Genomic DNA, 19391 nt, shown 5'->3' on the forward strand with positions numbered 1-19391 from the left:
CCCCCCGAGAGGGTGAGGCTGCGCTGAGCGCGCCCCGGCGGCCAACCGAACGGCAGCCGGCGGAAACCGGCCACAAGTACCTCGCCCAGGGACCCGCCCCCGGAGAGCGCCGACGTCCAGCGGGTGGTCGTGCGCCTGAAAACCGAGAAGATCGCCGGCAACGTGAAATAGGGTCCAGACCATGAGTGTGACGTTCAACGAAGCCACCAAGGCCCTCTTCGACGGCAAGAACTTCCCGGTGGTCGCCACCATCAACGCCGACGGCTCGGTGCAGACCTCCGTCGTCTGGGCCAAGCGGGACGGCGACGCCGTCCTCTTCGCCACCGTGCGCGGGCGTCTCAAGGAGCGGAACCTGCGTCGCGACCCGCGGGTCTCGCTGTCGGTCTTCGACCTGGACGACCCGCTCAAGTACGTGGAGGTCCGCGGCCGCGCCGAGATCACCGAGGAGGGCGGCCGCGAGCTGATCAACGAGCTGTCGCACAAGTACGACGGCAAGGACTTCCGCACCGAACCGCCGGAGGTCGTCCGGGTGGTCGTGCGCGTGGTCCCGGACAAGGTCACCGGGTACGCCGCGTGACGTGACGCCGGTCGCGGGCGCCCCGAGAGCGCCCGCGACCTCGCTAGGCTGGGTCCCATGACGATCAGGGCGGTGTTGTTCGACTTCTCCGGCACGCTCTTCCGGCTCGAGCAGGACGAGTCCTGGCTCACTGAACTGACCGACCACGAGGGCACGCCGCTCGACATCGAGGCGCAGGCCGAGCTGATGCGCCGGATGACCGCCCCGGTCGGGCAGGTCGTCGAGCTCGACGCCGAGCACGTGCACGCGTGGCAGCACCGCGACCGCGACCCGGAACTGCACCGGAAGGTGTACCTCGAGGTGCTCAAGAAGTCCGGCGTCCCGCACTTCGACCAGGCCGAAGCGCTCTACAACCGGCTCATCGATCCCAGCCAGTGGACGCCGTACCCGGACACCGAAGCCGCGCTGAAGGCCGTCGCCGAGCGGGGCCTGAAGGTGGGCGTGCTGAGCAACATCGCCTTCGACATCCGGCCCGCGTTCACCGCCCGCGGGTGGGACGCCTACGTCGACGAATTCGTGCTGTCCTTCGAGGTCGGCGCGGTCAAGCCGGAGCTGGAGATCTTCCGCAAGGCCGTCCAGGCCCTCGGCGTCCCGGCGACCGAAACCCTGATGGTCGGCGACAGCGAGGAGGCCGACGGCGGCGCCCGCGCCCTGGGCTGCGAGTTCGCGCTGGTCGACCCGCTGCCCACGGCCGGACGGCCGGATGCCCTGCTCACGGCGTTGCGCAACCACGGCGTCGCTTGAGGGCCTGCGACGTCGCTCACGCCCGACCCCGTACCCTTTGAGGGTGGCCCTTCACCTTTTCGACACAGCGACCCGGAACGTACGGGAGTTCCACCCCGTCCGTAGCGGAACGGCGTCGATCTACGTGTGCGGGGCCACCGTCCAGGGCGTGCCGCACATCGGGCACGTCCGCGGCGTCCTGAACTACGACGTCCTGCGCCGCTGGCTGGTCCACAGTGGACTGGATGTGCTGCTGGTCCGCAACGTCACGGACATCGACGACAAGATCCTGACCAAGGCCGCCGAGAACGAGCGGCCCTGGTGGGAGTGGGGCGCGACGCACGAGCGCGCCTTCGAGACCGCGTACGAGCAGCTGGGCTGCCTGCCGCCGTCGATCAACCCGCGCGCGACCGGGCACGTGACCCAGATGGTCGAGCTGATGGAACGCCTCATCGAGAGCGGCCACGGCTACGTCGCGGACGGCGACGTCTACTTCTCGGTCAAGTCGTTCGACGACTACGGCAAGCTCTCCGGCCAGGTCCTGGAGGACGTCCAGCAGGGCGAGACGCCGACCCGCGGCAAGCGCGACCCGCGCGACTTCACCATGTGGAAGAGCGCGAAGCCGGGCGAGCCGTCGTGGCCGACGCCGTGGGGGCAGGGCCGGCCGGGCTGGCACCTGGAGTGCTCGGCGATGGCGACGGCGTACCTCGGCGCGGAGTTCGACATCCACGGCGGCGGCATCGACCTGGTCTTCCCGCACCACGAGAACGAGCGCGCCCAGTCCAACGCGGCGGGCGACGCCTTCGCGCGGTTCTGGCTGCACAACGCCTGGGTGACCATGTCGGGCGAGAAGATGTCGAAGTCGCTCGGCAACACCGTCTCGATCCCCGCGATGCTGGAGCGCTACCGGGCCCCGGAGCTGCGGTACTACCTGGTCCAGCCGCACTACCGGTCGACGATCGAGTACTCCGACGCCGCGGTCTCCGAGGCCGCACAGGGCTACCGGCGGATCGAGACGTTCCTGCGCCGCGCAGCGCAGTCCGGCGAGGTCACGCTGGGCACGATCCCCGAGGCGTTCGCGAACGCGCTCGACGACGACCTCGCCACCCCGCAGGCGTTCGCCGTGGTCCACACCACGGTCCGGGACGGTAACGCCGCCCTCGACGCGGGCGACACCCAGAAGGCACTCGAGTTCGCCGCGGCCGTCCGCGCGATGACCGACGTGCTCGGCCTCGACCCGCTGTCCGCGCGCTGGTCCGAGGCGGGCGGTTCCGACACGCCCACCAAGGAAGCGCTGACCCGGATCGTCGAAGGGCTGCTGGCCGAGCGCCAGCAGGCCCGCGCCGAGAAGGACTTCGCCCGCGCGGACGCCGCCCGTGACCGCCTCTCGCAGGCGGGCATCGTGGTGGAGGACACCCCCAACGGTCCTCAGTGGACTGTCAAGTCCGACTGATCTCGTTACCAAGCAAGGAAACTTTCACCATGGCAGGCAACTCGCGGCGCCAGGGCGCGATCCGCAAGGCGGGCACCAAGAAGGGTGCCGTCGTCGGCTCGGGCGGTCAGCGCCGCAAGGCCCTCGAAGGCAAGGGCCCGACCCCGAAGGCGGAGGACCGTCCCGGGCACAAGGCCTACCGCCAGGCGAACGCCCAGACCAAGCGCGACCAGGCCCGGCAGAAGAAGGCCGACAAGCCGGAGCTGATCGCCGGGCGCAACCCGGTGGTCGAGGCGCTGCGCGCGGGCGTCCCGGCGACGGCGCTGTACGTCGCGCTGAACATCGAGCTCGACGAGCGCGTGAACGACGCCGTCCGGCTGGCCGGCGACAAGGGCATCTCGATCCTGGAGATCCCGCGCGAGGAACTGGACCGCAAGACGAACCGGGCCGTGCACCAGGGCCTGGGCCTGCAGGTCCCGCCGTTCGAGTACGCCCACCCGGACGACCTGATGGCGGCGGCCCGCAACTCGGGCGAGGTGCCCCTGTTCGTCGCGCTCGACGGCGTCACCGACCCGCGGAACCTGGGCGCGGTGATCCGCTCGGCGGCCGCGTTCGGCGCCCACGGCGTGCTGCTGCCGGAGCGGCGCAGCGCGGGCATGACGGCGGTGGCGTGGCGCACGAGCGCGGGCACGGCGGCGAAGCTGCCGATCGCGGTGGCGACGAACCTGACGCGCCAGCTCAAGGCGTGGGCGAACGACGGCCTGATGCTGGTCGGCCTGGACGCGGACGGCTCGGTGGACATCGACGAGCTGGAGCTGGCGGCGGATCCGCTGGTCATCGTGCTGGGCTCGGAGGGCCGCGGCCTGTCGCGCCTGGTCCGCGAGACGTGCGACGCGACGGTGTCGATCCCGATGGCGGCGGGCGTGGAGTCGTTGAACGCCTCCGTGGCGGCGGGTGTGCTGCTGGCGGAGGTGGCGCGGCGACGCCGTGCCGCCGGGCGGGTCTGACACCACCACCCAGTCGGGTTAGAGTCGCCGCGGATAAACCGAGGGGACCCGATGTCGTTCGTTTCGCCGCTCTTCCTGTGGTACTTCATGCCGGCGGTGCTCATCGCCGTGCTGGTGTGCCCGCGGACGTGGCGCAACGGCATCATCGCGGTGGGCAGCCTGCTGTTCTACACGATCGGCGCCGGCGGGTTCGTGTTCCTGCTGCTGGGCTGCATGGTGGTGAACTTCCTGGCGGGGCCGTTGCTGGCCCCGAGCCCCTGGGACGTGAACGGCGTCCGCCGTCGCCGGATCCTCATCGCGGTGGTGTCCCTGGACGTCGCGGTGCTGCTGATCTGGAAGTACGCGGGTTTTGCAACGCAGCAGATCGCGGCGGTGGCCCACTGGTTCGGCGGAAGCGTGCCGGTGGCGAGCCTGGTGGTCCCGATCGGCATCTCGTTCTACACGTTCCACCACATCTCCTACGTGGTGGACATTTATCGAGGAGAGCGCCAGGCGCTGCGCAACCCGGTGTCGTTCGCGGCGTACATCGCGATGTTCCCCCAGCTGGTGGCGGGCCCGATCGTGCGGTACCGCGAGATCGCCGACCAGCTCCCCCAGCTGCGCTCGCACCGCCTGGACGACATAGCGGCGGGCTTCCCGAGGTTCGCACTGGGCCTGTGCAAGAAAACGATCATCGCGGACTCCCTGAGCCCCCTGGTCGAGGCGTGTTTCAAGGTCCCCCCGGACCAGATGACGTTCGCGACGGCGTGGCTGGGAGCGGTGGGCTACACGCTCCAGCTGTTCTTCGACTTCTCGGGCTATTCCGACATGGCGATCGGCTTGGGCCGCATGCTGGGCTTCCGGTTGCCGGAGAACTTCGCCAGACCGTATTCCTCGGTGACGATCACGGAGTTCTGGCGCCGCTGGCACATGTCACTGTCCCGCTGGTTCCGCGACTACGTGTACATCCCCCTGGGCGGCAACCGCCACGGAGCGGCGAAGACGTACCGGAACCTGTGCATAGTGTTCGTGCTGACGGGTTTCTGGCACGGAGCCCAGTGGACGTTCCTGGTGTGGGGCTGCTACCACGGAGCCCTGCTGGTGATCGAGCGCAGGTTCGCCCTGGACCTGGACCCGGCAACTCCCTGGAAGCGCCACGCACGCCGGGCCCTGACCATGCTCCTGGTGGTGTTCGGCTGGGTGTTCTTCCGTTCCCAGGACCTGGGCCACGCGCTGTCGATGATCGGCCACATGCTGATCCCGGACTTCGAGGGCTTGGGCGCGGGGGTGGACCAGGCCCTGACGAACCAGCGCATGATCCTCCTCCTGGCGGCGCTGGCGGTGTTCCTGCTGCCGGCCCACCCGGTGACGGGCCCGCTGCTGGAGTCGAGCAGAAGCCGCCCAGCGACGGCGCTGCGCATCGGCGTGATGACGGTGGGGCTGCTGTACGCGGCGATCCTCATCGCCACGGGGACGTTCAGCCCATTCCTGTACTACCAGTTCTGAACGGGAGCCCCGATTCATGACCGATCCGGTCGACTTGGCCAAGGTGCCGGGCGTGATCCCGTACGTGGACAACCACAACGGCCCCCGCCGCCTCTTGACGGTCGAAATCCCCCACCTGGGCCACACAGTCCGCGCCTACGCCCCAATAGCAAGCATCGACGGCCGCCAGTACGTGGTCTCCTGGGGCTCGGTCTCCTTCGAGATCCCGGCGGACCGCAACGTCCACGTCAGCGTCCACCTCCACACGAACAGCGGCCACGACCTCACGATCACCCCGTTCGCCTCGACGGTCCTCCCGCCCCACCCCGCACCCATCCGCCTGAGCGCCCAGTTCGTCCCCAGCCAACGCCCCGAAGGCGCCCTCATCCCCATCGGCTGACCCGCTCTCGCTCACACGTTCAGTTTGCTCAACCCGCTCACCCGAACGGCGCAAGCGTGAAAGCCTGACCCCGTGCTGGCCACCCGCTACCTCTTCCTCACCCGCCACGGTGAAGCGGACCGGCACGGACGCCTCACCGAAGCCGGCCGGAGACAAGCCGTCCTCCTGGGCCGCCGCCTGAGGGACGTCCCGGTGACGTCGATCCACCACGGGCCCCTTCCCCGCACCACCGAGACCGCCGCCCTCATCGCCACCCAGCTCCCGGGCGTCCCGCAACACGTCGAGGAAGCCGCCGACGACTTCGTCCCCTACACGCCGAAACGGGAAGAACTCCCCGAGACCTCAGGCGACCTCCTCCTGGCCTTCGCCCGCCAGTTCCCCCAACCCGACGGCGAACGAGCCACCGAAGCCGAACGACGCTTCACCGGTCCAGTACCCGGCTCCGAACCGCGCTACCAGGTCCTCGTCACCCACAACTTCCTCATCGGCTGGCTCGTCCGCGCCGCCCAGGACGCGCCGCCCTGGCGCTGGCTCACCTTCAGCCACGCCAACGCCGGCCTCACCGTTCTCCAGTACTCCCCGGGACACCCCGCCGCCTTGCTGACCTACAACGACCTGAGCCACCTGCCCGCCGAACTGCGCTGGACCGGCTTCCCACCCGACTTTTACGTTCCGTAGCCGCAGAACGCGGAGCGTATCCGCCACCGAAAACGACTCTCCCCCGGATGGCCCAACCTGTCAGGATGCCCGGATGAGTCCCGTTCCGTTCCCCACCTCCGATCGGCCGAGCGACTACCTCGCCGCGGACGCCGTCATCGACCACGGACACCCGGCGATCCACGCCCTCCTCGACACCCTCCGGCCGGCCAGCGACGACGCCGCCGCACGCGCGGAGGCCGCGTTCCTCTTCGTGCGGGACGAAATCGAGCACGTGATCGACGCCGGTGACCCGCGGGTCACCTGGCGCGCATCGGACGTCCTGCGCGAACGCGTCGGGATCTGCCACGCGAAGGCCCACCTGCTCGCCGCTTTGCTGCGGGCACAAGGGATTCCGGCCGGGTTCTGCTACCAGGAGCTGTCCGCGCTGCACGGGCTGAATGCCGTGTACCTGCACGGCAGATGGTCCCGCCTCGACGCCCGCGGCAACCGGACGGGCGCCCGCGGCGAGTTTTCGCTCGACGAGGAAAAACTGGCCTGGCCGGTCGACACCGCCCGCGGCGAACGCGACCACCCGGAGATCCACCCGGCGCCGGCCGCGGTCGTCGTCGATTTCCTGATGACCGTCCCACCCGGCCCCGGCTGGTACGAAAACGGGCTGCCGCGCACTCTTTGATCATGGATTCCCGGATTTTCGGAATATTCGCCGACCCGGTGAATTATTGCCGAGAGTGACGTCTGTCCGTCAGTCTTGTCCCCCGAACTTCTTATTTCGCCGACACCGTCAGGCGCGTAAAGTAACTCCCCGCGCTCGAACAGACACTTTGTGAATACCTCCGTTCGGGTGGTTCGAGGGAGGTGAAGCACGTGGCCGCGGCTGGCGGACGCCTTCGCCGTACCCCACTCCAGGAGATCTTCTGGACCAGGACGAGCCTGCTCCTCACGGTGCTCGTCGTGGTCGCCGGGCTGAGCCTGTGGATCGCCGGCCTGATGGACCCCGGCACGGGGAAGAACCTGGTGACTTCGCTGGGCACCGGCACCCTGATCTCCGCGATCGTCGGCTTCGGCCAGACGCTCATCACGGCCAGCGCCTCGCAGAAGGCGCTCGTGACGCCGGTGATCGAGGAGAGCAGGCGCGCGCTCGAAGACCTCAGCGCCGAATACCGGGCGCTGAACAAGGAGTTCTTCCCCACCGACGTGTTCGAGGCGACGACGGAGCCCGATCCCGCGTTCAACCGGGCCCTGATGGCCGACCTCGACGCGACGAGGCAGTACTTCTTCCGCGGCTTCTCCGGGCGGCACGCGGCCGCCCGCCTGCTGCTTTCCCGCACCGAACGGGAACTGCGCGCCGTCATCGCCGATCCGCGTGACGCCAGCTCGATCAGCGGGCGCGCCCGCTACCTGCTGCGCCGCGAAGCCGGCGACGTCGACTACGAACAGATCCAGACCCGGCTCGAAGAGGAGATCCGGATCGGGCTGGTCGGCCTCTTCCTGGCGCGCAGCCGCTGCGCGCAGGTCGACATCACCGTGGTCGCCGACCCGCCGCTGGACCGGCTCGAGATGTTCGACGACAGCGTGTGGGTGTCGCTCTACAGCGACGTCCGCGGCGCCACCAAGCTGTACCCGCGGTCGCTGCGATTCACCGAAGGTTCCTTCCTCTACAACATGGAACGCGCCGAATTCGTGCGCGTCTCGCAGTCCCGGACCGGCCGCCACTTCCGCATCACGTCCGCGACGACGCGGACGGATTTCCTGGCGCTGTTCGAGAAGATCACCGGATCCCCGTTGTCCGAGGAGCAGTTCCGCGAGCTGGAGGGCAAGTTCCACGCCTTCCGCGCGGAGTTCTCCGCAGTCGCCGAGCTAGGGAGCTGACCTTGCTCACCCGCCTGTCCCCCCTCTCCGAACTGGCCACGCGCCTGCGCACGGCCGGTTTCCCGCTCGCCGCGGACTGGCGCGCGGTCGACGGCTGGTTCCGGCCGTGGGCCGCCCAGCCCGGCCTGCGGGAGGAGCTGCGCTCGCAGCTCCGCGCATTGTCCGCCGCGCAGGCCACCAAGGTGCTGCGCTCGTCCCGCGAAACGACCACCCACTTCGCCTGGTGCCTGCTCGATTCGCCGTCCGACCCGTTTTCCTTCTGGCTGCACGAATACAAGGCGCAGAAGGACTGGCGGGAAGGGTACGCGGATTCGGTGCACAACCACAGGTACCACTTCTGCACCACGATCCTCCGTGGGAACTACCTCCACGAGCGGTACGAAACGACGATCGACGCCGGCACCGGGCTGATCGCGTCCGCGCGGCTGCGGCGCCGGACGTTGTGCGAGGCCGGGGTCTGCGCCACCATGCTGGCCCACGAATTCCACCGCATCCCCGAAGCCGCCACCGGAACGATGACTTTCCTGGTGAAATCACGGCCGGTGAGCAGTTTCAGCCTCTCTTTCGACCCGGCCAGTGGTACAGGCCATCGTCACGTTCCGGTTGAGGTCCGATTGGGGGAATTGGCCGACCGCATCTAGCTACACACCGGCGTCAGCGGCGCTTACCATTACTCCACCCGTCTGAACACCACGGCCGGGATGGGAGAGGTGTATGCGCACGCAGGAAAGCACGATCGACCACGTGATCGTCGGCGCCGTCGAAGAAAGGGTCCACCGGCTCTGCCGGAAGTACGCCGAGCGGCTGCCGTTCCACGGCTGGCACCACGTCAGTTTCGTCCGTGCGAAGGCGGCCGGTTTCGCCCGGCACAACGGCGCGGACGTCGCGGTGGTGGAGGTCGCCGCGCTGGTGCACGACGTCAACTACCTGGTGCTCCGGAACTCGCCCGCCGCCGCGGGCCGGAGCCTGCGGCGGGAAATCCTCGCCGAATGCGGCGTCCCGCCGCGGATCGCGCGGTGGATCGACGAAATCGTCGACGAGGCGGAAATGGCCACCCGCGGCCGGGACATCTCGCTGGAAGCGCAGGCCCTGAGCGACGCGGACACGTTGTTCAAGGCGCTGCCGGTGACACCGGTGGTGCTGGCCCACCGGTACCTGCGCGAGAACGGGCTGAGCCTGCGCGAGCTGGCGCACAAGATCGTCGGCGAGCAGTGCGACGTCCACGACGAGGGGTTCTACTTCTACAACCCGGAGGCGGCCGCGACGTACTCCCGCTGGGCGACGGCGAACCTCCAGCTGTGGCAGTGCATCAAGGAGGCGGTCGACGACCCGACGGTCGTGGAACTGCTGGACGCGGTGCACGCCGTCGACGCGCTGGCGTCCTGAGCGGTTCGCCAGGACCGGACACGGCCGGAGGGCCGCCTTCGTCCTGCGCTGATCAGCCCTGGCCGTACCCGCGCAGCCGATCGACGACGTTGGCGACCTCGGCCGGCGGCAGCAGGCTGGGCCGCCCGGCGCCCTGCGCGAGCAGCCACACGCGGCAGGCCCACTCGAGCTGCTGGGCGCGGTGGTAGGCGGCCTCGAGGCCGTCGCCGTAGGTGAGGGTGCCGTGGTTGGCCATCAGGCAGCCCCGCCGCCCGTCAAGGGCTTCGAGCACGGCGGCGGCGAGCTCCGGCGTGCCGTAGGTGGCGTAGCGCGCGACGCGCACGGAGGGGCCGATCGTGGCGAGGATGTAGTGGATCGGCGGAACTTCACGCACGAGCGTCGAGACGGCGGTGGCGTGCGGCGAATGCGTGTGGACGACGGCGGTGACGGGCTCCCCGTCCGGATCACGCACGTCCCAGTACACGGACAGGTGCATCGGCAGTTCACTGGTCGGCTTCAGCGCACCGTCGACGACCTGCCCACCGAGATCGACGACCGGGATGTCGGCGGGCGTGAGACTCGAGTAGGCGACCCCGGTCGGCGTGACGGCGACGAGGTCGCCGGCCCGCACGGAGACGTTCCCGGAGGTACCGACGACCAGGCCGTCACCGACCATCCGGCGCGCATAGCCGCACACGGCGGCCCGCTCGGTCTCGAGGATCATGCGCACCACTCTGGCCCAGACACGGCCCCCACCCGTCCCCGGGGGGCGTCCCTGGTCCAGTCTATCGGCTCCCAGCTGCGCAAACGCCGGCTCGCGAAATCTGTGGACAACTCAAGGCGATGTGGATAACCGAACCCCTCGTCGGCCCAACCGAGACCTCGCCGCAGCCGCTACGCCTTCCCAGCGGGCGCCGCCGGAGCCTTCCCAGCCGGAGCAGGAGCCTTCCCCGCAGCAACCGGAGCCGGGCTCGGGGCCGGCTTCCGCTCCCCGCCCGTCTCCTCCACCGGTGCCAGCAGCCGCATGGCCTCCTTCACCGCCACATCCGTCGCCGCGATGCGCTCTGCCACCTTCGACCGCAGGTCCAGTGCCAGCTTCCGGTTCTGGTCCGCCTCCGCCTGCTGGGACCGGGCCGACTCCAGAGCCGCCTCGGTCTCGGCCTTCTTCCGGGCGAACTCCGCCTCGAACTCCTTCTTCCGCTGGGCCAGCTCCTCCGCGGCCTTCCGGTCCGCTTCCTCCCGCAGCGCAGCCGCCGCCGCCTCGGCCGCGGCGTCCGCTTCCTTGCGCGCCCGCTCGGCCGCCGCCGCCTGCTCGACCCGCTTCGCTCCCGCTGCCGCGTTCAGCTTCTCGATCTCCGCCTTGGCCTCCGACAGCAGGCGGGCTCGCTCTTCCTCCGCGTCCTTCGCCAGCTTGTCGGCCGTGCGGCGGGTCTCGTGCGCGTACTTGTCCGCCTGGTCGCGGGTCGAGGCCGCGTCGGCCTCCGCCGCCGACTTCAGGTCCGCGATCTCCTCCTCGGCCAGCTGCATCATCATCCGGACGCGCTCGGCCATCGCACCCGCGCCCGACGGGCTCGAGCTCATCCTGGCCAGCGCGGCCTTCGTCTCGGCCAGCTCCTTCTGCGCGTACGCGAGGGCCTTCGTGAGGTCCGCGGACGTCGCGACGGCTTCGTCGCGGCTGCGGGACGTCTCGCGCAGGTCCTTGTTCAGCTCGGCGAGGCGTTCGTCGACCTGACGCTGGTTGTAGCCGCGGACACCCACGGCGAACTGGGCGGTCTTCGGGGCGGACTGGGGCTTCTCAGGCGCGACCATCGGGCCACCTTAATGAGCAATAGCCCGTCCGGACGTACCGCCAAAAGGATGCATCACTATTTCGGTAACCCCCCGTGACGCATGGCATTCCGCGCTGGTCGGGCGCGAGCCGCTAACGTGCGCCGCGTGGACTTCGGCACGCACTGGCAGGTGTACGTCACCATGCCGTTCATCGCGGCCCTGATCGGCTACGTCACCAAGCGCGTCGCCATCGAGATGATGTTCCGGCCGCTCGAGTTCGTCGGCGTCAAGCCGTTCGGCTGGCAGGGCGTGCTGCCGGCGAACGCCGAGCGGATGGCGGCCACCGCCACCGAAATGCTGACCACCAACCTCGTCGACCCGAAGGAGATCTTCGCCCGGCTCGACCCCGCGCAGGTCGCGAAGGAGATCGAAGAGCCGCTGCTGCGGGTGGTCGAGGAAGTCACCCGCGAGGTGATGGAGACCTACCAGCCGCGGCTGTGGGAGGTGCTGCCGAACAGCGCGCAGCAGCTGCTGCTCAAGCGCGTCCAGGCCGAGGCGCCGAAGGCGATCACCAAGATCATGCGGGAGATCGCCGGCAACATCGAGGACGTCCTCGACCTCAAGCACATGGTCGTGACGAACCTCGTCCGCGACAAGGCCCTGCTCAACCGGCTGATCCGGGACATCTCCGGGCCCGAGATGCGGTTCATCGCCCGCTCGGGCATCGGGTTCGGGTTCGCCCTCGGCTGCGTGCAGCTCGTCGTCTGGGCGCTGACGAAGTCGCCGATCGTGCTGCCGCTGTTCGGCCTCGGCATCGGCTGGCTCACCGACTGGCTCGCCCTCAAGATGATCTTCCTGCCGCGTGAGCCGCGCCGGTTCTTCGGCCTCTACACCTGGCAGGGCGTCTTCCAGAAGCGCCGCGACCAGGTCGCCGCCGACTACGGCGACATGATCGCGCGCGAAATCATCACCATCCCGAACCTCCTCGAAGCCGTGCTGCGCGGCCCGAAGTCCGACCGGCTGTTCGCGCTGATCACCCGCGAGGTGCAGAAGACGATCGACGCGCAGGCGAGCGTCGTCAAGCCGTTCGTCGCCATGGCCGTCGGCACGAAACGGTTCCAGGAGATGAAGCAGACAGCGGCCGCGAAGGCCGCGGAACGCGTTCCGGAGACCATCCGGTACGCCGAGGACTACGCGGTCAACGCCCTCGACGTGCGCAACACGATCGTCGAGCGGATGCGGAAGCTGAGCGCGCTGGAGTTCGAGCAGCTGCTGCGGCCGGCCTTCCGCCAGGACGAGTGGAAGCTGATCGCCGTCGGCGCGGTGATCGGCGGGCTCGTCGGGGAACTGCAGGTGCTCGCCCTGCTCGGGTAGCCGGTACGGTTTCGATCTCGGCGTGAGGAGGTCGCAGGTGGACGCGGTCCTGCACGACCTCGCCCTGCACTGGCCGCTGTACGCGGCGATGCCGTTCATCGCGGCCCTGATCGGGTACGTCACCAAGCGCGTCGCCATCGAGATGATGTTCCGGCCGCTGGACTTCGTCGGCATCCCGCCGCTGCTGGGCTGGCAGGGCGTCGTCCCGAAGCACGGCGGCCGGATGGCCGCGGTCGCCACCGAGCTGCTGACGGCGAACCTCCTCGACATCCGCGAGGTCCTCGCGCGGATCGACCCGGTCATCATCACCAGCGAGCTGGAGCAGCCGCTGCTGCGCGCGGTCGACCACATCGCCCGCGAGGTCATCGCCGAGCACCACCCGCGGCTGTGGGAGGTGCTGCCGACGCTGGCGCAGGAGATGCTGATCAAGCAGGTCCAGGCGGCGGCGCCGCGGCTGGTCCGGGAGTTCGTCGACGACGTCCGGGAGCACCTCGACGAGGTCCTCGACGTCCAGCACATGACGGTCCAGCGGCTGACCCGGGACAAGAAACTGCTGGTCCGGCTGATCCGCGAGACGTCCCGCCCGGAGATGGCATTCATCGCCAGGATGGGCATCTACTTCGGCTTCGGCCTGGGCCTCGTGCAGACGATCGTCTGGGCGGTCACGCGCGAGCCGTGGGTGCTGCCGGTCTTCGGCGGCGTGATCGGGCTGTTCACCGACTGGCTGGCGATCAAGCTGATCTTCGTCCCGCGCGAGCCGGTCCGCATCGGCCGGGTGATCTTCCAGGGCAAGTTCCAGCGGCGCCGGGCCGAGGTCGCCCGGCAGTACGGCGAGCTGATCGCGACCGAGGTCCTGACGGTGCAGAACCTGCTGGACGCCGTCCTGCGCGGCCCCCGGGCCGACCGCCTGGCCGCCCTGGTGGAGAACGTGGTGTCGGAGTCGGTGGACGCGCAGATGCCGCTGGCGTGGACCGTCGGCGGCCCCCGGCTGAAGGAGATGAAGCACGCGGCGGCCCGCAAGGCGCTGGAGCAGCTCCCGGACACCGCGCGCTACGCCGAGGGCTACCTGACCGAGGCGATGGACGTCGCGAAGGTGATCGAGCAGCGGATGCTGGCCCTGACCCCGCTGGAGTTCGAGGGCCTGCTGCGGCCGGCGTTCCGCCAGGACGAGTGGAAGCTGATCGCCGTCGGCGCGGTGATCGGCGGGTTCGTCGGGGAGCTGCAGGTCCTGCTGATGCTGGGTTAGGCCGCCGCGACGAGAGCCGGCTCCACCGGGCGCACGCGCGTCCGGCGGTCCCGCTGCCAGGCCAGGACCCGGCACGCGACGTAGATCAGGAACGAAATCGCCGTCACGAACGCGCTCACCGGCAGGCCGGGGGCCAGCGACAGCAGGATCCCGCCGATGGCCGACACCTCGGCGAACACGATCGACAGCACCGTGGCCTTCCACGGGGACGCCGTCACGCGCGCCGCCGCGGCCGCCGGGGTCACCATCAGCGCCACCACCAGCAGGGAGCCGACCACCTTGACGCTCAGCGCCGTCGACACGCCCACCAGCAGCGCGAACACCACCGTCAGCGTCTTCACCGGGACCCCGCGCGCCACGGCCACGTTCCGGTCCACCGAAGCGAACAGCAGCGGCCGGTAGACCAGGGCCAGCACCGCCAGGACCACCACCGACGACACCACGAACAACGTCAGGTTCGTCGAGTCGATCGTGATGATCTGCCCGGTCAGGATGCCGAACTTGTTCCCCGACCGTCCTTTGTAGAAGGACAGGAACAGCACGCCCATGCCGAGGCCGAACGACAGGATCACACCGATCACGGAGTCGCGGTCGGCGTCACGCGCGCCCAGGATGCCCAGCAGCAGCGCCGCCACGACCGCGCCGATCAGGGCGCCGTACTCGACACCGATGCCGAGCAGGAGGGCCGCCGCGCCGCCGGTGAACGCCAGCTCCGACGTGCCGTGCACCGCGAACGACATCCGCCGCATCACGATCAGCGGGCCCATCACCCCGGCCACCAGGCCGAGGATCGCGGACGCCAGCAGCGCCGTCTGGACACCTTCGAGCTGGGTGATCAGGTCCCAGGTCTTGCCGAAGTCGAACAGATCCAAGACTCAGCCCACTTGCTCTTCGACGTCGTGTTCGTGGTGGTGCGGCTCCCCCTCGCACAACGCGCTCTGCGCGCCCGCGATGTGGATCTGCCCGCCGACCTTCAGCACCTCGACCCGGGTGCCGTACAGCTGCGACAACGTCTCCGTCGTCATCACCTCGTCCGGCTTGCCGACCCGGAACTGGCCGTTGACCAGGTACAGCACCCGGTCGACGAAGGGCAGCACGGGGTTGATCTCGTGCGTCACGAACAGCACGGCCGTGCCCGCCGACCGCCGCCGGGCGTCGATCAGCTCGCTGATCGCGCGCTGGTGGGCGAGGTCGAGTGACAGCAGCGGCTCGTCGCAGAGCAGCACCTCGGGGTCGCCGACCAGGGCCTGCGCCACCCGCAGCCGCTGCTGCTCGCCGCCGGACAGCCGGCCGACGGGCTGCTTCGCGTACCTGGTGGCCCCCACGGCTTCGATCGCGTCGGTGACGCGCCGGCGCCGGGCCGCCATGCCGAGCAGGCCCGGCCCCCAGCGGTGGCCGTCGAGCCCCAGGCCGACCAGGTCGACGCCGCGCAGCGTCAGCGACTCGTCGATCGCGCGCTGCTGCGGGATGTAGCCGACCTTGCGGTTCGCGCCGCCTGGGCGGCCGCCGGCGATCTCCACCGTGCCCGCCGAGAGGTCCTGCATGCCCAGCAGCGCCTTGAGGAAGCTGCTCTTGCCGGAGCCGTTCGGCCCGAGCACGGCGAGGAACTCCCCCGGCTCGACGACGAGGTCCAGCCCCGACCAGAGGGTCCGGGGGCCGAAGGCGAGGCCCGCCCCGCGGACCCGGACCGCGGGACGTACGTCGTCGGGTACCAGTGCCATGGCTACTTCAACGCCCCAGCCAGCTCGTCGACTTCCCCGGTCATCCAGCCAATGTAGTCCGTCACGCCCGCGGGCAGCGTTTCGGTCACGTCCACCACGCCGATCCCGGCGGCCTTCGCCTGCGCGACGACGTCCTGGGTCAGCGGGGTCACCGTCTGGGCGTTGTTGATCAGCGCCTTGACCTGTTTCGTGGCGATGAGCTGCTTGTACTCGTTCACCGCGCCGGCCGGGACGTCGGTGTCGTTCTCGACGGCGTCGGAGAACGCCTTGGGCGTCGCGTCCGTCAGCTTCGCGCTCCGGAGCAGGTAGTGCGCGACCGGCTCGGTGACGACGACCTTCGTCCCCGGGTGGGTGGCGCCGAGCTCGCCGAGCCGCTTCTCCAGGGCGTCGACCTTGGCCTTGAACGCCGTCGCGTTGTCGGCGAAGAGCTGCTTCGACGCCGGCTGCAGCTCGCCGAGCTGCGCGGCGAGCTGGTCGGCGACCTTGTCGACACCCGGCAGGTCGTACCAGACGTGCTCGTTCTCGTCGCCGGTCGCGGCGATGTCGTAGGCGACCAGCTTCTTCGCGTCCCCGGCCTGGTCGGCGAGCTTGCCGAAGAACTCGTCGTAGCCGCCGCCGTTGGACAGCAGCAGCTGCGCGCCCTTCGCGGCGAGCGCGTCGTCGGCCGTCGTCTCGTACGAGTGCGGGTCGGCCGACGGGTCGTGGATGACCGACTTGACCTCGACCTTGTCGCCGCCGACGGCGCCGGCCACGCTGCCCCAGACGTCGGTCGAGGCGACGACCTTGATCCTGCCGTCGCCACCGGCCTGCGCGCCGCTGCCGTCGGAGGTTCCACCGGAGCACGCCGCCAGGGCGAAGACGGACAGGGCCGAAGCGGCGGCGAGCACGCTCGTGGTGCGGCGGGAACTCATCGGGCAACTCTCCTGGGGGACGCTCGAGACGCTAATGGAAACCGTTGTCAGATTCACCTTACCCCATCCGGATGACTTTCTGGCCATCCGATCCCGCTTTGGTGTATGCGTCTTCGTGCATGCGGATCGAGACATCGACCACGCGGGGTGTCTCTTCATGAATTCGATCTGAACCGTTACGGTTTGCTGATGGGCCGTCCTATTCGCACCCGGAGGCAGGCGACGCTGGCGTCGCTCGCGGCGGAGCTCGGTGTGTCCAGGACCACGGTGTCCAACGCCTACAACCGGCCGGACCAGCTGTCCCCGGAACTGCGCCGCCGCGTCCTCGAGACCGCGCGGCGCCTCGGCTACCCCGGCCCCGACCCGGTGGCCCGCTCCCTGCGCACGCGCAAGGCGGGCGCGGTCGGGCTGCTGCTCACCGAGAACCTCTCCTACGCCTTCCGCGACCCCGCGGCCGTCGGCGTCCTCGAAGGACTGGCGCTGGCCTGCGAAGACGCCGGCGTCGGCCTGCACCTGGTGCCGGCCAGCCCGGGCCGCGAAGACGTCGCCGCGGTCCACCGCGCGGGTGTCGACGGCTTCGTCGTCTATTCGGTGCCGGACGACGACCCGCACCTGGCCGCGGTGCTGGAGCGGCCGGTGCCGACGGTGATCATTGACCAGCCGAGTCTCGAAGGCATCGACCGCGTCGGCCCCGATGATGCCGCCGCGGTCGGCAAGATCGCCGAGCACCTGGTCTCCCTCGGGCACCGGCAGGTCGGCGTGATCTGCATGCGGCTGGCCCGCGAGCGCAACGACGACTTCGTCTCGGCGACGCGGCAGAGCGGCGCGCACTTCCACGTCCAGCGCACCCGGCTGGAGGCGCTGGCCGTGGCGTTCTCGGCGGCGGGCGTCGACTGGGCGGGCGTCCCGGTGGTCGAGCGGTTCGACCACACGGTGGACGACGGCGCGTCCGCGGCCCGCCAGCTGCTGGACGCGTATCCGCAGATCACGGCGGTGATCTGCACCTCGGACATCCTCGCGCTCGGCGCCATGGCCGAGGCCGAGCGGCGCGGGCTGCGGGTGCCGCAGGACCTGACGGTGACCGGCTTCGACGGCATCGCCGAGGCCGAGCGGATCGGGCTCACCACGGTCCACCAGCCGGTGCTGGAGAAGGGCAAGACGGCCGGACGGCTGCTGCTCAGCTCGGGCGAGCGGAGCGCGCCGAAGGTGATCACCCTGCCGACCGAGCTGCGCGTCGGCCGGACGTCGGCGCCGCCGCGGACCGTCGAGGAGCCCTGGTTCGGGGGCTGAGCTGGTGACATTGCTCTTAGCGCATTGCTCATCGGGGTAGTCACCCGGTCAAATGGAGTGGTTAGCCCGCGCCGCGGGGCCACTGGCCGGAAGGTGACCGATGACCTCGATCGACGTACTGCTCAAGCGCAACCAAGAACTCGGCGAGGTGACGCCCGGTGACCGGTCGTCCCCGAAGCCGTCGCTGCAGGTGGCCGTCCTGACCTGCATGGACGCCCGCATCCGGGTGTTCGAGCTGTTCGGCCTGCTGCAGGGCGAGTCGCACGTCCTCCGCAACGCCGGCGGCGTGGTCACCGACGACATGATCCGCTCGCTGGCGCTGTCGCAGCGCAAGCTCGGCACCCGCGAAGTGCTGATCGTCCAGCACACCGAGTGCGGCCTCTCGATGGTCACCGAGGACGACTTCAAGGACGAGCTCGAAGAGGCCAGCGGGCTGCGGCCGACGTGGTCGGTCGAGGCGTTCCGCAACGTCGAGAACAGCGTCAAGACCTCGATGGAGCGGGTCCGGCGCAGCGCCTACCTGCCGCACACCGAGAACGTGCGCGGGTTCGTCTACGACGTGAAGACCGGAAAGCTGACCGAGGTCAAGTAGCAGCCGCTAGCATTCGGATGTTGTGAACATCCGAATGGGGGCGGCATGCGCATTCTCTTCGCCGGGCTGGCGTCGGCCGGCCACACGTACCCGATGGTCCCGCTCGCGGTCGCGGCGCGGGACGTCGGGCACGAGGTGCACTTCGCGGCCGGCGAGCACGTCCACGATTCGCTGCACGGGCTGAACCCGTTCCGGCCCGCGGACTCTTTCTACGAGATCTACGCCGAGGACCTCGAACCGGACCTGAAGCGGCTGCGGCCGGACCTGGTCGTGCACGGGTGGGGCGTCCCCGAGGTCGCCGTCGCCGCCCGGCGGGCCGGGATCCCGGCGCTGTGGCACGGGTTCGGCCGGATGATCCCCGACGGCATCGGGTTCGACCGCCCCTCCGGCGGCGTGCACCTCGACATCTGCCCGCCGTCGCTGCAGGACGCGGACTTCCTCGCGACCGCCGGGCGCATCCCGTTGCGGCCCGTGCCGTTCGCCGAGCCGGGCGAGTTCCGGCGGCCGCTGATCTACCTGACGCTCGGCACCGCGTTCGGCACCCCCGAGGTGCTCACGACAGCGATCGAGGGCCTGGCCACGCTCGGCACGCACGTCGTGGTGGCGACCGGCGGGGTGGCCCTCGGGCCGCAGCCGGCGCACGTGACCGCCCGGGCCTGGGTGCCGCAGGCCGCGGCGATCGCGCACGCCGACCTGGTCGTGCACCACGGCGGCAGCGGCACCACGCTGGGCGCGCTCGCCGCCGGCGTCCCGCAGCTCGTCCTGCCGCAGGGCGCCGACCAGTTCGCCAACGCCGAAGCCCTGCTCGCCGCCGGCGCCGCGGTGCGCCTCCTGCCCGGCGAGCTGAGCGCGGACGCCGTCGCCGAACAGGCCCGGAAGGCGTTCTCCTGCCGTGACGCGGCCCGGGCGGTCGCCGACGAGATCGCCGCCATGCCGTCGCCGGACGAGGTCGCTCGCGAGCTGCCGAAGCACGCGAAGTAGCCTCCCGGC

General features: G+C 70.0%; 21 protein-coding genes. 16 read left to right on the forward strand and 5 right to left on the reverse strand.

Annotated features, from left to right (window positions below):
* Nucleotides 1-181 precede the first annotated feature (181 nt).
* The 11 genes from AB0J55_RS44570 (at nt 182) to AB0J55_RS44620 (ending at nt 9518) form a co-directional block, all read left to right on the forward strand.
* A complete protein-coding gene (locus AB0J55_RS44570; protein ID WP_364263878.1) occupies nt 182-577 on the forward strand; it encodes a PPOX class F420-dependent oxidoreductase in 396 nt (131 codons plus the stop codon).
* Nucleotides 578-634: 57 nt separating this feature from the next.
* On the forward strand, nt 635-1321 hold the full coding sequence (locus AB0J55_RS44575; protein ID WP_364263881.1) for an HAD family hydrolase: 687 nt from the start codon (nt 635-637) through the stop codon (nt 1319-1321).
* Between the two features lie 43 nt (nt 1322-1364).
* Entirely contained in the window at nt 1365-2753 is a 1389-nt protein-coding gene (gene cysS / locus AB0J55_RS44580) for a cysteine--tRNA ligase (protein ID WP_364263884.1), read from the forward strand.
* 29 nt (nt 2754-2782) lie between these two features.
* Nucleotides 2783-3739, forward strand: coding sequence for a 23S rRNA (guanosine(2251)-2'-O)-methyltransferase RlmB (gene rlmB, locus AB0J55_RS44585; RefSeq protein ID WP_364263887.1), 957 nt, complete (start codon nt 2783-2785; stop codon nt 3737-3739).
* 51 nt (nt 3740-3790) lie between these two features.
* A complete protein-coding gene (locus tag AB0J55_RS44590; RefSeq protein ID WP_364263890.1) occupies nt 3791-5224 on the forward strand; it encodes an MBOAT family protein in 1434 nt (477 codons plus the stop codon).
* A gap of 16 nt (nt 5225-5240) precedes the next feature.
* Nucleotides 5241-5603, forward strand: coding sequence for a hypothetical protein (locus AB0J55_RS44595; protein WP_364263893.1), 363 nt, complete (start codon nt 5241-5243; stop codon nt 5601-5603).
* A gap of 72 nt (nt 5604-5675) precedes the next feature.
* Nucleotides 5676-6281: a histidine phosphatase family protein gene (locus AB0J55_RS44600; protein WP_364263896.1), complete on the forward strand. Its 606-nt coding sequence runs from the start codon at nt 5676-5678 to the stop codon at nt 6279-6281.
* A 73-nt stretch (nt 6282-6354) separates the two neighbouring features.
* Nucleotides 6355-6936, forward strand: a complete 582-nt coding sequence (locus AB0J55_RS44605; RefSeq protein WP_364263899.1) for a transglutaminase domain-containing protein — start codon at nt 6355-6357, stop codon at nt 6934-6936.
* A 182-nt stretch (nt 6937-7118) separates the two neighbouring features.
* Nucleotides 7119-8132 (forward strand): hypothetical protein, encoded by a 1014-nt coding sequence (locus tag AB0J55_RS44610; RefSeq protein ID WP_364263901.1) that lies wholly within the window; start codon nt 7119-7121, stop codon nt 8130-8132.
* A 2-nt stretch (nt 8133-8134) separates the two neighbouring features.
* Entirely contained in the window at nt 8135-8773 is a 639-nt protein-coding gene (locus AB0J55_RS44615; RefSeq protein WP_364263904.1) for a hypothetical protein, read from the forward strand.
* A gap of 73 nt (nt 8774-8846) precedes the next feature.
* Nucleotides 8847-9518 (forward strand): HD domain-containing protein, encoded by a 672-nt coding sequence (locus AB0J55_RS44620; RefSeq protein WP_364263907.1) that lies wholly within the window; start codon nt 8847-8849, stop codon nt 9516-9518.
* Nucleotides 9519-9570: 52 nt separating this feature from the next.
* On the opposite strand, the gene AB0J55_RS44625 is transcribed toward AB0J55_RS44620, so the two are convergent.
* Together AB0J55_RS44625 and AB0J55_RS44630 are read right to left on the reverse strand one after the other, a co-directional pair.
* The gene (locus tag AB0J55_RS44625; RefSeq protein WP_364263910.1) at nt 9571-10221 is read right to left on the reverse strand and encodes a class II aldolase/adducin family protein; all 651 of its coding nucleotides are present in this window, start codon (nt 10219-10221) and stop codon (nt 9571-9573) included.
* 170 nt (nt 10222-10391) lie between these two features.
* Nucleotides 10392-11306, reverse strand: a complete 915-nt coding sequence (locus AB0J55_RS44630; protein WP_364263913.1) for a hypothetical protein — start codon at nt 11304-11306, stop codon at nt 10392-10394.
* An 81-nt stretch (nt 11307-11387) separates the two neighbouring features.
* On the opposite strand from AB0J55_RS44630, the gene AB0J55_RS44635 reads away from it, so the two are divergent.
* Together AB0J55_RS44635 and AB0J55_RS44640 are read left to right on the forward strand one after the other, a co-directional pair.
* Nucleotides 11388-12641, forward strand: coding sequence for a DUF445 family protein (locus tag AB0J55_RS44635; RefSeq protein ID WP_364263916.1), 1254 nt, complete (start codon nt 11388-11390; stop codon nt 12639-12641).
* A gap of 37 nt (nt 12642-12678) precedes the next feature.
* Entirely contained in the window at nt 12679-13887 is a 1209-nt protein-coding gene (locus AB0J55_RS44640) for a DUF445 domain-containing protein (RefSeq protein ID WP_364263965.1), read from the forward strand.
* On the opposite strand, the gene AB0J55_RS44645 is transcribed toward AB0J55_RS44640, so the two are convergent.
* Genes AB0J55_RS44645 through AB0J55_RS44655 form a run of 3 tightly spaced genes read right to left on the reverse strand, consistent with a single transcriptional unit; the run spans nt 13884 to nt 16519 of the window.
* Nucleotides 13884-14759 (reverse strand): metal ABC transporter permease, encoded by an 876-nt coding sequence (locus AB0J55_RS44645; protein WP_364263919.1) that lies wholly within the window; start codon nt 14757-14759, stop codon nt 13884-13886. The two genes, AB0J55_RS44640 and AB0J55_RS44645, sit on opposite strands and share 4 nt — an antisense overlap.
* Before the next feature lie 3 nt (nt 14760-14762).
* Entirely contained in the window at nt 14763-15608 is an 846-nt protein-coding gene (locus AB0J55_RS44650; RefSeq protein WP_364263922.1) for a metal ABC transporter ATP-binding protein, read from the reverse strand.
* A 2-nt stretch (nt 15609-15610) separates the two neighbouring features.
* On the reverse strand, nt 15611-16519 hold the full coding sequence (locus AB0J55_RS44655) for a zinc ABC transporter substrate-binding protein (RefSeq protein WP_364263925.1): 909 nt from the start codon (nt 16517-16519) through the stop codon (nt 15611-15613).
* Nucleotides 16520-16708: 189 nt separating this feature from the next.
* Here AB0J55_RS44655 and AB0J55_RS44660 point away from each other — a divergent pair, with 189 nt between their 5' ends.
* The 3 genes from AB0J55_RS44660 (at nt 16709) to AB0J55_RS44670 (ending at nt 19382) form a co-directional block, all read left to right on the forward strand.
* Nucleotides 16709-17809: a LacI family DNA-binding transcriptional regulator gene (locus AB0J55_RS44660; RefSeq protein ID WP_033261626.1), complete on the forward strand. Its 1101-nt coding sequence runs from the start codon at nt 16709-16711 to the stop codon at nt 17807-17809.
* A gap of 100 nt (nt 17810-17909) precedes the next feature.
* Nucleotides 17910-18401 (forward strand): carbonic anhydrase, encoded by a 492-nt coding sequence (locus tag AB0J55_RS44665; protein WP_364263929.1) that lies wholly within the window; start codon nt 17910-17912, stop codon nt 18399-18401.
* A 45-nt stretch (nt 18402-18446) separates the two neighbouring features.
* Nucleotides 18447-19382: a nucleotide disphospho-sugar-binding domain-containing protein gene (locus AB0J55_RS44670; RefSeq protein WP_364263932.1), complete on the forward strand. Its 936-nt coding sequence runs from the start codon at nt 18447-18449 to the stop codon at nt 19380-19382.
* Nucleotides 19383-19391 lie beyond the last annotated feature (9 nt).

Source organism: Amycolatopsis sp. NPDC049688, from assembly GCF_040674975.1.
GTDB lineage: Bacteria > Actinomycetota > Actinomycetes > Mycobacteriales > Pseudonocardiaceae > Amycolatopsis.